This is a genomic window from Pedobacter sp. UYP24 (assembly GCF_054057295.1).
Window position 1 is genome coordinate 99,286 of the sequence record NZ_JBSRZD010000010.1, and the last position, 15,935, is coordinate 115,220.

The following is a 15,935-nucleotide window of genomic DNA, read 5'->3' on the forward strand; positions in this document are numbered from 1 at the left end:
TTTATATGCCAAGTGCAAAGGCCGGTGTTCCATGTGCCCACATTCTTATTTGTTGCCGTGAAAACAATAGAGGTATGAAATTTTTGGTAAATGGAAAGTGGAATCCAGCGCATGATTATAATGATATTAGCCAAGTGGATGATGTGCTTCAAAAAATAAAAACAGCAGGTATTAATGTTGTAATTGTAGACATGACCAACGATAGCCAATGGAACAAATACTGGGACATCTACAGCCCCATGGTAAATAACATCCAAAAGGTTTGCATCAAGAAAAAGATGCAGTTTATTATTTTTATAGGTGCCGCTGGATCTTTCTCTGATTGGAATGAAAAAGCAAAAAGAATATGGAACACGTGGGCACAGGATGCATCTTACAGAAAATATGGATTTGGGGATGGTAGACCTATGCTCATCGCATTTCAGCCATCAGATATGTATTGGGAACGTTATGATAAAGCACCTGAAAGCTCGAAAACTTATTTATCAAAGTTTCATATTGGGACTACACAAGTTAATGATCCCATACTTCCTGGTAAAAGTGATGGATGGGGATACCGGAATTATTCTGAAAGTGTTAATGGTAAAGTTCGGTTTGTTTCTCCTAACGCTGGCGTTGTTAATGACACATGGCGTCACATTGATGGGGTTGAATGGCAGCGAAGGGTAGAATGGGCAAAACATGCCGAAGAATACAGTGTTTACGGTTCTTATGACGATACTTGTGATTCAATCAATTGGGGTATAGCAGATACAAAAGATACGAACATTAAGTACAATAAATATCCAGCCGATGATCCTTACATCTACTACAATATTTTAAAAAATGAATTAGTAAAATCTTCAGCTAAATAAACTGGTCCTTTTGAAATAAAATAAGTGCCGATGGTTGGGCAGCTTGACTATTTTTAATCGTTTAAGACGCTATTGATAAATTAACATTAATTGCTGTTTAAAAACATATTAGATCTAGTAATTTGTAATTTTACAATATGCGCGTTAAAACACTTTTCTCAGTATTGTTGGTTATTATAACTTGTGCCGCGTTTACCGGCTGCCAGTCTGCTCTTGATAAAAGAAATAGGATCGATAACGATGCGCGGAATATGCATTCCCCCTATGACGATAGCACGCTTACCAATAAACTTCTACCGGTGATGATGCCCTATAACCGGCTGATAGATCCCGTTGGTAAAGTGGTAAGCTTTGGCAATCCAGAATTGGAAAACCATAGTATGGATGTTAAATTGATAGACGGTACAACCTTACTGGCGGTAGAGGACCGGTATGGCATAGCTATAATAGATACCGTAACAAAAAAGCTTACTGCCCGTTGGGCTTACGATACTGACAGCAAATACCGCGGCCTGATGAGCACCTATTCGGGCCTGAAGGTAGCCAAGATCAGCGGCAAGGTAAATATCTTTTGGAGCGCTGCTTTAGCCAACGGTAAAAACTCATGCTCTCTTGTTTTTCAGGCAGGGTGGGATGGTCAAAAGATCACCATAATAAATACCATCGAATTTAAACCCGAAAGTCCTTCTCCATTGGCGTTACCAAACGAGATAGCCATCAGCACCGAAAACTTCAAGGACTACCTTTATGTGGTATTAAACGGGAATAACCAACTCGTGAAAATAGATTTAACCACCCGTAAAACAGTTTACCGCGTTAATACAGGAGTTGCACCATATGGTTTGGTAATTGTAAAAGATAAAGCTTACGTTACCAATTGGGCCGGTCCGCAACCCACTGATACGTTAAACAAAGAAACGGCAGGCGTACCTTATGGCAAAACATATATAGACCCAAAAACAGGTGCCACATTAATGGGTACCGTTTCTGTGATCAATACTTTAACCGGTGCCACAATTAAACAAATAACAGTTGGATTGCATCCTAACGCAATAATTGCCAGTAACGATGGGCAATTTGTATACATAGCCAACGGTAACAGCGATGAAGTATCGGTAATATCAACCAGCACGCTTCAAAATATTGAATCGATACCCGTTAAGCTGATGCCCGGTAAAAAGAGCTTTATCGGCGATACTCCAAATGCCCTAACCATTGATCCTGACGGTACTACGTTATATGTAGCCAACGGAATGGATAATGCGGTGGCGGTTGTTAAATTAGGCAGCCAAGTAGCAAAAAGGGGCTCCGGATCTAGCGAGGTTAAAGGTTTTATCCCAACAGAAGCCTATCCCGGCGGTTTGGCTATAGATGGAAATAACCTTTTTGTAACAAATTTAGAAGGAGAAGGGGCACGCGTAGGGAGTAAAGAGCTAAGCGGGGGAGACCGCCCTGGTGGCGATGATGTGGAATCTTTTAATTCGCATCATCAAAAAGCCACCGTATCTATCATTAGCATCCCAGATGACGTTACTTTAAAGGCATATACCAAAAAGGTAAAGGAGCTTAATCTTACTTTCAGGCAGGAAATAGCCCGTTTACTTCCGCGGAAAAATGTGGTGGCTAAGCCAATGCCCGAACGCATAGGAGAGCCATCGCTTTTTAATCATGTGCTGTATATTATTAAAGAGAACCGTACTTATGATCAGGTTTTGGGCGATATGCCTGAAGGCAACGGCAATAAATCGCTTTGTATCTATGGGGATAGCATTACTCCCAACCAGCATGAGTTGGCCCGCAGATTTTTACTGCTGGATAACTATTACGCATCGGGCAAATGTTCTGCAGAAGGGCATCAATGGACAGACGCCGCCATGGTGACTGATTATGTAGAAAAAAATGTTAGGGCTTGGTTTCGAAGTTATCCGCATGTGCAGGAAGATGCCTTAGTATATGCCAGTAATGGCTTTATTTGGAATAACGCTGCCGACCATGGTAAAACAGTACGTATCTACGGTGAAGCTTGTCAGCCACATTTTGATAATTCACAAACCTGGACATCCATTTACAATAACTACAAAGCAGGCAAGCCATTTAATTTTAACAACACCAGCACGATATCGCGTGTACGTCCGATGCTTTCCCAAAACTTCCCCGGATCTGATGAACACCGGATAACTGAGCAAATTAGGGCATCGGCATTTATAAAAGAATTGAAAGATTATGAGAAACAGCCCGGTGATGCCTTACCACAGTTAATGGTGATGGCCTTATCAGCAGACCATACCGCTGGCACACGACCCGGCCTGCCTACTCCAAACTCAATGGTAGCCGATAACGACCTGGCCGTGGGTAAGATAGTGGAGGCAGTAACCAAAAGTCGTTTCTGGAAGAATACAGTAATTTTTATAACCGAAGATGATTCCCAAGCAGGATGGGATCATGTATCTGCATACAGAACTACAGGTTTTGTGATAAGTCCCTATAGCGTATTTCAACACAAAATAAGCACAAACTATAACCAGGTAAGCATGGTACGCTCTATAGAACAAATTCTAGGCATACCTCCAATGAATATAATGGATGCTACAGCACTGCCTATGTTTAACTGTTTTAACCAGCGGCAAATTACTATACCCTATCAAAGCCTAACTAATAGAATTGCTATAGACCGGATTAACCCTGGTTTAGCCAAATTAAAAGGGGCCAACCTATATTACGCCAAACTATCTTTGCGCCCAGAGTTCGATCATATAGATGGTGGAAACGACGATGTGATGAATCGCATCCTTTGGTTTGCAGCTAAAGGCAAAAAACCCTATCCTACAAATTTTGCCGGTAAAGATACAGACGACTAACTATCAAGAAGAGTTGGTTTTTAAACAGGCGGCCCATATGGCTGCCTGTTTTGTTTTTGCCCCAACTAGATATATGTAATCTTATGTTGGTATTAAAATATTATTAACACGGTGGTCTTTAGTTAATCAAAGATCCCAGATCCATTACTAATGTTATTAATAAGCTAATGGGCAGTTGATATTTTGCTAACAAAGCCGCTGTTACTTTGCATTTAATTTAATAGGGATACACGTTTCCACAAAAAATAATTCATTTATGAAAAAAATCTACCAGCGCGTTATTAATGGTAAAAACTATCATTCAAGGCAGTGGATAATGCTTTTTTGCGCTATGATCATTAGTGTGTTGCCAGCATTTTCCCAAACCGGGCGTACCGTTAGCGGTACCGTTACCGACGAAAAAAATCAACCATTACCAGGTGTTTCTGTAATTATTACAGGTAGCACTAAAGGGGTGATCACAAATGCAAGTGGTAAATATGCCATAAGCGTATCCGGCAACATTGTTACCTTAAGGTTTAGCTTTATTGGCAGTATCTCTCAAGATGTAAAAGTTGGTGCCGATAACACGATTAACGTCACCCTGCTGCCCGATGCACGCCAATTAAAAGACGTTGTAGTGATAGGTTATGGAACCTCCAGCAAAAAAGATGTTACCGGTGCGATTACATCTGTAAAAGCTGAAGATTTTAACGCAGGTGTGTTAACAACCCCTGCCGAACTTTTGCAGGGTAAAGTTGCTGGTTTAAACATTACAAAAAGCGGAGACCCAAATAAACAGCCCGCTACTATTCTACGTGGCCCCTCTACGCTGCGCGAAGGTGCGGCACAGCAGCCATTTTATGTTATTGATGGCGTGCCAGGTGCTTCTATAGACTTGCTTGCTCCCGCAGATATTGAAAGTATTGATGTTTTGAAAGATGCATCATCAACTGCTATTTATGGCTCGCGAGCCGCAAATGGTGTAATAATTGTTACTACCCGCAAAGCGAGAGTTGGTCAAACTAGGCTTACTTACAGCGCATACGGAGCTATGGAAAAGGTATCCAAACAAATTGATGTGCTAACCGGAGACGAGTTGCGTCAATATTTGTTGGATAATGGCGTAAAGCCTTTGGCTAAGCCATTGGATGATGACGGATCCAATACCAATTGGCAAAAACTTGCTGAGCGCAACAGCTACTCTCAAAATCATAATTTGGCCTACAGTGGCGCAGGCAACAATGCCGAATATGGTGCAAGTGTAAACTATTTTAAAAACGACGGGATACTTAAGAACACCAGCTTAGAACGTACCATATTTAAGGGCTACGTCAACCAACGTTTTTTTAATGATAGGCTTAAACTAGGCGTTACACTTACCAACAGCGGTACAAAAAGTGATGATATTGTCCAGAGTCAAGTATTATCGGGTATTCTGTTTTACTTGCCAACCGTTAGTCCGTTTAATCCCGATGGCAGCTACAAAGAAAATTTTGCCCGCACAGGTAGCGGTACTTTGAACCCGCTATCACTTATTGATAACAACTTCATCAAAACCGATAATAACAAAACGCTTATCAATGGATTTGCTATGGTTGATATATTAAAAGGCTTAAAATTTACGCTAAACGGATCAACCCAAAAAGACCAAAACAGTATTAATACGTATTTAAACAGCAAATCCGGACTTGCAGTAGGTTTGGGTGGGTTAGCCAACCGCACCGCTTATAAAAACACCAGTGATGTAGTGGAAGCTTACCTGAACTACGACAGGGACTTTGGTTTGCATTCCATCAAGTTATTGGGTGGTTACTCTTATCAGCAGGACCGTACCAATGACGGCTTTGGGGTACAAACCCAAGGTTTCTCAAACGATAATTTAACGTTTAATAATTTGTTCCTTTCTAACCCAAGCAACCTGGCTCAAATTAAATTCGACCCCAACTACATCTCTACTTTACGGTTGATCTCTTACTACGGCCGTGTGCAATACCAATATGATGATAAGTACCTTTTGCAGGCATCTTTAAGAGAGGATGGATCATCGGCTTTTGGTATCAACCAGCGCCACGGTTATTTCCCGGCTGCTTCAGTAGGATGGAGGATCATCAGCGAAAAATTCATGGAGCAGCTTCCGGTGATCAGCGATCTGAAACTGCGTGCAGGTTACGGTGTATCGGGTAACAGCCTTGGCTTCGATGCTTTTACAGCACAATTAATCTACGGCATCCCTCCGGGTGGCGGCAAGTTCCTTAACAATGGCGTGATAACTAACCCTATTGGCCCGGTGCGTAACGATAACCCCGACCTGAAATGGGAAAGCACTGCCACCACTAACATTGGTTTGGATTTTGGTCTATTTAGCAATCGTTTAAGTGGTTCGGTAGATTACTACATCAAAAAAACTTCTGATTTGATCTACACTTATCAGGTATCTACCACTCAATACTTTTACCCCCTGCTAACGGCTAACGTTGGTAAAATAAAGAATAGCGGTATCGAGGTGGTGTTAAATGCCACTCCAGTAAAAACACAAAGCCTTACCTGGCGCACATCATTCAACGTAGCCCACAATAAAAATGTTGTAGAAAGCTTGTCAAATGCGCAATTCGCGGTTAACAATATCCTTACTGCACAATTGGGTGGCAAGGGGCAATCATTCCTTAGCAGCCAAGTAATACAGCCCGGTTATGCAATAGGAACTTATAACTTATGGCATTACCTGGGTAAAGATGCAAACGGTGTAAGCACCTACCAAAAAGCTGATGGATCAACAACTGCAAGTCAGCCACTTACCACAGATCAGCGCATTACAGGAAACGCGCAACCAAAATTCATTTACGGCTGGAGCAATAGCTTTAACTACAAAAACTTCGATTTTAACTTCCTTTTACGCGGCGTGTATGGCAACCAGATACTGAATGCAACACTTGCATCGTTAAACAACCCTGCCGATTCTAAATTCCAGAATATCCCAAGATTTACTTTAGGCGAATCGTTTAAAGATGTTAACGGCTACCTGGTATCAGATCGCTTTTTGGAAAGCGGCTCGTATCTGAGATTAGATAACGCCACTTTGGGTTACACCATAAGGCCAACCTTTAAAGGTGTTAAAAGCATCCGCCTGTATTTATCAGGTAACAACATATTCGTGATCACCAAATACCGCGGTGTAGATCCGGAGATCAATATCGGTGGTCTAACCCCGGGTATAGATAACAAAGACTTTTATCCTAAAACTCGTACTTTCAGCGCTGGTATAATCGCTGCATTTTAATAACATAAAATAAACTTTATAAAGATGAAAAAGATAATTATACTATGTACAGCGATAACCGTGCTGGTTGGCACCTTTTCGTGTACAAAATTAGATGTGCCTGTAGAATCTCAGTACGTTAAATCGAATTTCCCGGTTAACGATGGAGATTACAATGCCTTATTAGGAACTATTTATTCTAACCTGTCGTCTCAGTATGCCGTACCTTACTGGCGAATGCAGGAGCTTTCTACCGATGAAGCTATCCTGCCTGCAAGAGATGGTAACTTTGATGACGGTGGTCAATATCGCCAGTTACACTACCACTCCTGGACATTTGACCATCCTAATGTCACAAGCATTTGGCAATGGGGTTTCGGGGGTATCAATACTTGTAATCGTATACTTAGCCTTGTGAATGCTTCGTCATCACCAGAGCCTAAAAAGCAAGCCACCATTGCTGAGATAAAGGCAATGCGGGCGCTTTACATGTATTTTATGATGGATCTGTATGGTAATATTCCAATCATTACTGATTTTCCTGTTGTTAACCAACCCGGTACTGAATCACGTGCAAAAGTGTTCCAGTTTATAGAAAGCGAACTATTGAGTATAGTTCAGCTTTTACCGGCAAAAAACAGTGCCAATGCTACACTTTACTATGGTCGTCCAACCAAAGCAATGGTGTTTTCTTTATTAGAAAAGATGTATCTGAACGCACAGGTGTACACAGGTATAGCTAAAAACACCCAAACCGTTGCTATGGCTGATAGTGTTTTAAAGAACAACAACTACAGCCTGGATGCTAAGTTTCGCGATATATTTTTACCCAATAACGGTCCGCAGATCAACGAAACTATTTTCGCCATTCCATACGATCAGCAAATTCCGGGAAACCAGTTTACCCGTTTTGGTTTCTTTTACTACCTGGTAAACGCCTATGGCTTTAACGTGGGCTTAAGTATAGCCATGAGTACCACGCCCGAGTTTTACAACAGGTTTAACCTGCCTGGAGATGTACGTACCAAAACCTGGCTCGCCGGACCGCAATTTGCACCAGATGGCAGCGGTGGTTTTACTACCCAACCGGTTTATTATCCAGGCAGCACCACGCAGATCTACATTGAGCCTAAGCTGACATTAGTTCCAGGCAAACCTATGGACTTGGGGAACTCAATAGCCAGCCAGTCGGAGGGTGTACGTTCAATAAAATACTACCCGGATCCAACTATTATTCAAGCCACCCGTTTAAACGGAAATGACGTGCCTGTTTTACGTTTGGCTGATGTCATGATGATGAAAGCCGAAGCAATCCTACGCGGGGCATCAGCCACCGTAATTAATGGCGAATTACAAACTGCAGATGTATTGGTGAATAAAATCCGTGCAAGAGCCGGCGCGCCTGCAGTTGTTGGTATCGATTTGAATGCCCTGCTTGACGAGCGTGCCCGTGAGTTCTCATGGGAAGCATGGCGCCGAAATGACCTCATCCGTTTTGGACAGTTCGAGACGGAATACCCGCTACCAAACGACGTGCTTACCTTAAACAAAGATGTAACCCGCAGGCTTTACCCGATCCCTTCACAGGAAATAAAACTAAACCCAAAACTGATACAAAATCCCGGTTATCAATAAATAATTAAACACGATAACAGCCCCAACTTTCTTGAGTCGGGGCTGTTTAAATTTACAACACCATGAAAATTACATTAGGTTTATTGCTGATTGCTGTGTGCTCGCTTACCGGTATTGACAATCCAGGAGATAATACCCCTATAAATCATGTGCAGTTAATCGGCTCACACAACAGTTATAAAAAAGCGATCGACCCCAGGTTATTTAAAATGTTGAATAGCCTTGATTCCGTGTCGATGAGCAAGATAGATTATGAGCACAGCAGCCTTACCGAGCAACTCGATCTGGGTTTGCTGGACTTGGAGATAGATGTTTATGCCGATACGCTTGGTGGCAAATATGCCCATCCGAAAGGCTTGGATTGGGTGCCTGGTCAGCCTGCTTTTGATACTGAAGGAGTGATGAAGCAGCCTGGGTTTAAAGTTTTTCATATCCAGGATATCGATTTCAGAAGCCAGTGCGCAACATTTAAACAATTTTTGCAGGAGTTAAAAAAATGGTCAGACGCACATCCAGGTCATAACCCTGTATTCATCACCATGAATGCTAAAGATGAGGCTATAAAGAAACCGGGCTTTACAATCCCTGATAAATTCGACTCGCGCATTTATGATATGCTGGACAAAGAGATTGCCGACAATTTAGGAATGAATCATCTGCTAATACCGGATCATGTGCGTGGAAAATACAAGACGCTAGAGCAAGCCGTTTTGCACCAAAACTGGCCTACTTTGAAACAAGCCAAAGGTAAGTTCATTTTTTTGCTGGATGAGTCAAAACCTAAAATCGACATTTACATTGCAGGCCACCCATCTTTAAAAGGCAGGTTGTTATTTACCAATTCGGAGCCAGGTTTACCCGAATCTGCTATTTATGTAATGAACAACGCCAAAAAACAGCAGGAACAAATCACCGCGCTGGTAAAAAAAGGATACATCATTCGTACCCGTGCAGACAGCGATACTGAAGAAGCAAGGGCTAACGATAAAAGCAGCTTCGAGGCAGCCCAGCAGTCCGGTGCGCAGATCATTTCTACCGATTATTATAAAAAAAGTACCCACTTTAAATCTGACTACATCATCAGCTTTGCAGATGGCAGCTATTTGAGAAACAACCCGTTGTTTACCGGCGGGCATTAAAATTACCACATTGACCTTCATGGTCGCAATACTTTCTTAATCGATGCTTGCTAAAGTAGCTACGCAAGATCAGGCGTAAAGATCTTTTATGGCTTGGGGGTATCGATATATAATCAAGCGGGTAAGTACAGGATAGTTCTTTGTTTTCTTTATTCTATTTTGGCATTTAGTAATAACCAAATATAAGCAAGTACCAAACGATGATGAAATTCCCATTTCACAGAACCAATATCTTAATATTCTTTGTTTTAATAGCTCTTTTTTTAGCATGCAGTACCAAGAGAGCAGCTGAAAAATTTAAAACAACCACCATAATCCCGTTGGCGAATATAGAGGAGGGCTTTAAACATATTCCAGATTCTGTACAAACCAGTGTTTACTGGTATTGGATTTCCGATAATATTTCTAAAGAAGGTGTGATCAAAGATCTTCATGCCATGAAAAAAGTAGGAATCAACAGGGCTTTTATCGGCAACATAGGACTGGATGAAGTACCCTACGGAAAAGTTAAAGTTTTATCTGATGAATGGTGGGATATTATTCACGCTGCTTTAAAGACAGCTACCGAGTTGAATATTGAAATTGGAATTTTCAATAGTCCTGGATGGAGCCAGTCGGGTGGCCCCTGGATAAAACCGAGCGAAGCCATGCGCTATCTTACTTCTTCAAAAATAGAGGCCATAGGACCTAAACAATTAGAGATAAACTTAAAGCAACCTATTAAAGAATTTGAAGATGTTCGTGTCATTGCTTTTCCCGCTCCAAAAGATTTTGAAAAAACAATAAGTGATTTTAATCCAGCAATTTCTTCTTCACCAGCGATTAACGGTATTAAAAATTGCATGGATGGCGATACAACTACAGAAATAATTATTCCTTCAAAAAGAAATTTTACTTTAAATTTTAAAACAGCGGAACCTTTTACTGCAAGAAGTATCACCTTCTATACTGCGCACAGAAGAATGAAAATGGAAGCTGAGGTACAGGCAAATGATAATGGGAATTTCAAAACCTTAAAATCATTTATAGTTGATCGAAGTAATGACGCTCTAAATGTTGGATTTGATCCCTATGCACCTGCTTCTATTTCCATTCCAGAAACTTCTTCAAAGGAATTTCGCATTGTTTTTAAAGATGTGTCCCCAGATGGTAGCGGATTGAGAGAAATTAAAATTTCATCCTCACCACGGGTGGAAGATTATGCCGAGAAAACATTGGCCAAAATGTTTCCTACACCTTTTCCATATTGGGGATCTTATGAATGGGGCATCCAGCCGGAATTTCAAGAAAAAGACCTTGTTATTGATCCTTCTAAAGTGATTGATATTTCCAAATACATGAGCACTGATGGAAAATTAAAATGGAATGTGCCGAGTGGTAAATGGATCATCATGCGCTCAGGAATGACGCCTACTGGAGTGCATAACAGTCCTGCTTCGCCAGAAGGAACAGGTCTAGAAGTAGATAAGATGAGCAAAAAGCATGTGGCAGCGCATTTCGATGCGTTCCTCGGTAAGATCATCGAAAGAATCCCAGCAGCAGATCGTAAAACATGGAAAGTTACCGTTGAGGATAGTTATGAAACAGGTGGTCAAAACTGGACTGACAACATGATTGAAAAATTTGAAAAGCAGTTTAGTTACAGTCCCCTTCCTTATCTACCGGTAATGAATGGTTTAGTTGTTGGAAGTGAACAAAAGTCTGATCGTTTCTTGTGGGATTTGAGACGGTTTATTGCCAATGAAATTGCATATCAATACGTAGCAGGTTTGCGTGAAGTAAGCCACCAGCATGGTTTACATACCTGGTTAGAAAATTATGGCCATTGGGGATTTCCGAGTACATTCTTAATGTATGGCGGTCAGTCTGATGAAATTGGTGGTGAATTCTGGAGCGAAGGCGATTTGGGCAATATAGAAAACCGAGCTGCATCTTCTGCTGCTCATATTTATGGGAAAACAAAGGTTTCTGCAGAATCTTTTACTGCTGGTGGAAAAACTTTTGCCCGCTATCCTGAAATGATGAAGCAGCGCGGTGATCGTTTTTTTACAGAAGGTATTAATAACACCTTACTGCATTTATTTATCGAACAACCTTATGATGATAAATGGCCTGGTGTAAATGCGCCCTTTGGCAATGAATTTAATCGTAAGAACACCTGGTTTTATGATATGGATATGTTTCTCCAGTACGTTAAAAGATGCAATTTCATGTTGCAACAGGGTACTTATGTAGCTGATGTAGCTTATTTTATTGGAGAAGATGCGCCTAAGATGACAGGCACCCAGGATCCAAAACTTCCAAGTGGTTATTCTTTTGATTATATGAATGCTGAAGTGATAGAAAATAGAATGGAGGTAAAGAATGGAAGATTAACCCTTCCAGATGGAATGAATTATGGCATTTTAGTTTTACCCAAATTAAAAACAATGCGGCCTAAAGTGCTGAAAAAAATTATTCAATTGGTTAGAGAAGGGGCGGTGGTTTTAGGGCCAAAACCTGATGGTTCACCTAGCCTTGAAAATTATCCAATTGCTGATAAAGAAATACAAAAGTTATCCGCAGAACTTTGGGGAAATATAAATGGACATTCAATAAAGGTTAACCACTATGGAAAGGGAATGGTGATAGATGGAATGAATATGCAGGAAGCTTTAAGCTTGATTAAAGTGGTGCCAGACTATAAAACCGAAGGAGAAGATTCTACGCTTTTTATTCATAGAAAATTAAATGACGGAGATATTTATTTTATTTCCAACCAAACTGAAAAAACGATTTCAATAAACCCAACACTCAGGGTTAAAGGCAAAATCCCGGAACTATGGGATGCCATCAATGGTTCAATGAGAGCCCTTCCCGCATATAGCTTCTACGATGGTGGTACTTCGATTCCGATGAAATTAGCACCTTTAGAAAGTGCATTTGTCGTTTTCAGAAAACCGACAGAAGGTAACCCAGAAACAAAAAATGTGTTGGCCAATTTCCCTGAACCATTAAGTATGCAACCTATAGTGGGGCCATGGCAGGTAGATTTCAACCCAAAATGGGGGCCTGCCAAACCTGTAACCTTTGAAAAATTAACGGATTGGACTAAACGTCCGGAAGAGAATATAAAATATTATTCTGGAACGGCTGTCTATCATAACACGTTTAAGCTTTCTAATATTAATGATCATCAAAAAGTATTTTTAGATCTAGGTAAAATCATCGCTGTAGCAAAAGTGAAGATTAACGGTGTTGAAGTAGGAGGGGTTTGGACTTATCCCTACCACGTGGATATTACCAAAGAGCTAAAGGCTGGGAATAATACATTGGAAATAAGTGTAACCAATAACTGGATGAACAGAATTATTGGGGATCTTAACATGTCAAAACCAGAAAGAAAAACCTGGTTAACTTTTAATCCTTATAAAAAAGGTGATCCGTTGCAACCTTCGGGTTTAATGGGGCCAGTGGTTCTGGAAACAGTTAATTATCAATAAAAAAATATTAAAATTCATTCTCCTTACCATGGTAAAATATTTCGCAAGCATTGTCATCCTACTTTTACTCATCATTAACGGTGCTTCGGCGCAACTTCCACCTGTTTTCTCTGCTGAAAGATCCAAAGAGGCAACCACAACATCAACCACAAGGAGATACCTCTCTCCTGAAAAGATACTTTGGAAAACGCCTGATGCCGATATCGTTAACGAAAAACGATTATTACAGGCGGGCAATGGCCAAGCAGATTTATCCAACAGCAACATGTGTATCTTTAAAAGCAGCAAAGACCTTCATCCAGCTTTACTATTAGATTTTGGAAAGGAATTGCAAGGTGGCTTACAGCTCATTACTGGAATGTATCCAAATCACAAACCGGTAAGGTTACGCGTGCGTTTTGGAGAATCGGCTTCAGAAGCGATGAGCGATGTAGAGCCCGTACACAATGCTACAAATGACCATGCCATGCGCGATATGATTGTTGAGGTTCCATGGTTAGGTAAGTTAGAGGTAGGGAACACTGGTTTCAGGTTTGTAAGAATAGATTTATTAGATGATAACACCGAATTGCAATTGAAAGAGGTAAGGGCTATTTTTAATTTTAGAGACATCCCTTATCTAGGTTCTTTCCATTCAAGCGATAGCTTATTAAATAAAATATGGCTAACTGGTGCTTATACCGTTCATTTAAATATGCAGGATTATTTGTGGGACGGCATAAAACGTGATCGCTTGGTTTGGATGGGAGATATGCACCCTGAAACCTCTACCATTGCAGCTGTTTTTGGCAATAATCCAGTAGTTCCTATAAGTTTAGATCTTGCTCGTGATATTACACCTTTACCCAATTATATGAATGGAATGGTTCCCTATTCTATGTGGTGGATAGTTATTCAGCGTGATTGGTATATGCATAATGGAGACCTAAAATACCTGAAAGAACAAAAGGATTATTTGAAAGGATTACTTAACCTGCTGATATCAAAAATAGATAATAACAACAGTGAAAAGTTAGAAGGAGGTAGGTTCTTAGATTGGCCATCATCAGAAGATCCCAAGGCCATTCATGCTGGCTTACAGGCATTATTGGTAATGACTTTAAATGCCGGAAAGGAATTAAGTCTCATTTTAAAAGATCAGGAAACAGTGAAAAAATGTGAGGAGGCAGTGAGTCGACTGAAAAAAAATGTTCCTGACCCAGGTCAATCTAAGCAAGCCGCTGCATTGTTGGCAATTTCTGGGTTAATGCCTGCCCAACAAGTAAACAAAGAAGTAATTGGGGTGGATGGAGTGAAGAATTTCTCTACTTTTTATGGTTATTATATGTTACAGGCAAAAGCTAAAGCGGGTGATTATCAGGGTTCTTTAGATGCCATTCGTGAGTTTTGGGGAGCGATGATTAAGCTGGGAGCTACCACATTTTGGGAAGATTTCAACATGGATTGGTTACCAAATGCAGGCCGTATTGATCAGCTAGTTCCAGAAGGTAAAAAAGACATCCATTCTTCTTATGGAGCTTATTGTTATATAGGCTATCGTTTAAGTTTATGCCATGGTTGGGCAGCAGGACCAACACCTTGGCTTACGGAGCATGTACTTGGAATAAAAGTGATGGCGCCTGGTTGCAAAGAGATTAAAATTGAACCGCATTTAGGTGATCTAAAATTTGCTGAAGGCACTTTTCCTACCCCTTTTGGTATTTTAAAAGTCAAACATACCAAACTAGCAAATGGGCACGTTAAATCAGAAATTTTTGCACCAAAAGGTGTTAAAATCATTCATTAGGAAAATAAACCCGAAGTAATCCCCAAACTGTACATTATTTTATCTTCGCCCATTTACTGGTAATCCTTGCATACATGATAATCAGTAATGAAAGTTAATACAATGCTGTGAAAATAATATTATTTTAGCTTACTTAAATTAAGCATACTAAATGATGCACTATTTTATTGACTCTACGCTATTTTCAATAATGTACCCAATTTTACTTACCACTACACTTATTTGGGGGTATTTAATTGCTAAAAAAGGTTATAAAAATAAAGGCAAAATATGGACGCCTTCTGGGACAGAGGGGCCTATTATTGGACTTTTTGCGTTGCTTTTATCCTTTACCTTTCTTTCAACCAATAATGTAATGCGGGAACGTATTTCAATAATTCATAAAGAAGCGGATGCAATTGCCAATCTGCGCAGGCAGAGCTTACTTTGCTCTGCTGACTATAAAAACAGCACGAATGAATTTCTTAAAACGTACATTGATCTGCAGATATCCTTTTATTTTACTAGTGATTATAAAAAGTCAGAAACAATTATAACGCAAATTGAACACCTTAACGGACAGTACCTAACTAGCCTTATCAGAATAGGTAATATAAACCCTGATTCAAAACTTCAGCTTCAGGGACTGTTTCCCTATTACAATAATTTAAGTTCCAGCTTCTACGCCATTACCTATTCCTTTAAAGAAAGAGCTCCATTATTAATTATTATATTACTGATATCTGCCTCCTTATTAATCAGCCTTCTAGTTGGCTTTATGAATGGTTTTTATGAAGGTGGAAAGCATTTACTAGTTCCCCTGATATTCATAGTCCTGGTTACACTTTCAATACATACTATTAGAGATATGGATAATCCATTAAAAGGTACAATAAAGCCTAATATTGACAATCTAATGGATTTGAAGATGTCTTTACTGGGAAGTAAGAGATAATTTGATAAA

Annotated in this window: 8 protein-coding genes; all 8 read left to right on the forward strand. The window is 40.2% G+C overall.

Annotation, left to right across the window (positions count from 1 at the left end):
- Positions 1 to 74 precede the first annotated feature (74 nt).
- The 8 genes from ACVWYN_RS15810 (at position 75) to ACVWYN_RS15845 (ending at position 15,926) form a co-directional block, all read left to right on the forward strand.
- Positions 75 to 854 (forward strand): hypothetical protein, encoded by a 780-nt coding sequence (locus ACVWYN_RS15810; RefSeq protein WP_457289848.1) that lies wholly within the window; start codon positions 75 to 77, stop codon positions 852 to 854.
- A 137-nt stretch (positions 855 to 991) separates the two neighbouring features.
- Entirely contained in the window at positions 992 to 3,712 is a 2,721-nt protein-coding gene (locus ACVWYN_RS15815; protein ID WP_457289849.1) for an alkaline phosphatase family protein, read from the forward strand.
- 256 nt (positions 3,713 to 3,968) lie between these two features.
- A complete protein-coding gene (locus tag ACVWYN_RS15820; protein ID WP_457289850.1) occupies positions 3,969 to 6,971 on the forward strand; it encodes a SusC/RagA family TonB-linked outer membrane protein in 3,003 nt (1,000 codons plus the stop codon).
- A gap of 24 nt (positions 6,972 to 6,995) precedes the next feature.
- Positions 6,996 to 8,585, forward strand: a complete 1,590-nt coding sequence (locus ACVWYN_RS15825) for a RagB/SusD family nutrient uptake outer membrane protein (protein WP_457289851.1) — start codon at positions 6,996 to 6,998, stop codon at positions 8,583 to 8,585.
- A gap of 62 nt (positions 8,586 to 8,647) precedes the next feature.
- Complete coding sequence (locus ACVWYN_RS15830) at positions 8,648 to 9,724, forward strand: phosphatidylinositol-specific phospholipase C1-like protein (RefSeq protein WP_457289852.1); 1,077 nt, start codon at positions 8,648 to 8,650, stop codon at positions 9,722 to 9,724.
- Between the two features lie 200 nt (positions 9,725 to 9,924).
- Positions 9,925 to 13,206, forward strand: a complete 3,282-nt coding sequence (locus ACVWYN_RS15835; protein ID WP_457289853.1) for a glycosyl hydrolase — start codon at positions 9,925 to 9,927, stop codon at positions 13,204 to 13,206.
- A 28-nt stretch (positions 13,207 to 13,234) separates the two neighbouring features.
- Positions 13,235 to 14,992, forward strand: a complete 1,758-nt coding sequence (locus ACVWYN_RS15840; RefSeq protein WP_457289854.1) for an alpha-L-rhamnosidase-related protein — start codon at positions 13,235 to 13,237, stop codon at positions 14,990 to 14,992.
- A 151-nt stretch (positions 14,993 to 15,143) separates the two neighbouring features.
- Positions 15,144 to 15,926: a hypothetical protein gene (locus ACVWYN_RS15845; RefSeq protein WP_457289855.1), complete on the forward strand. Its 783-nt coding sequence runs from the start codon at positions 15,144 to 15,146 to the stop codon at positions 15,924 to 15,926.
- Positions 15,927 to 15,935 lie beyond the last annotated feature (9 nt).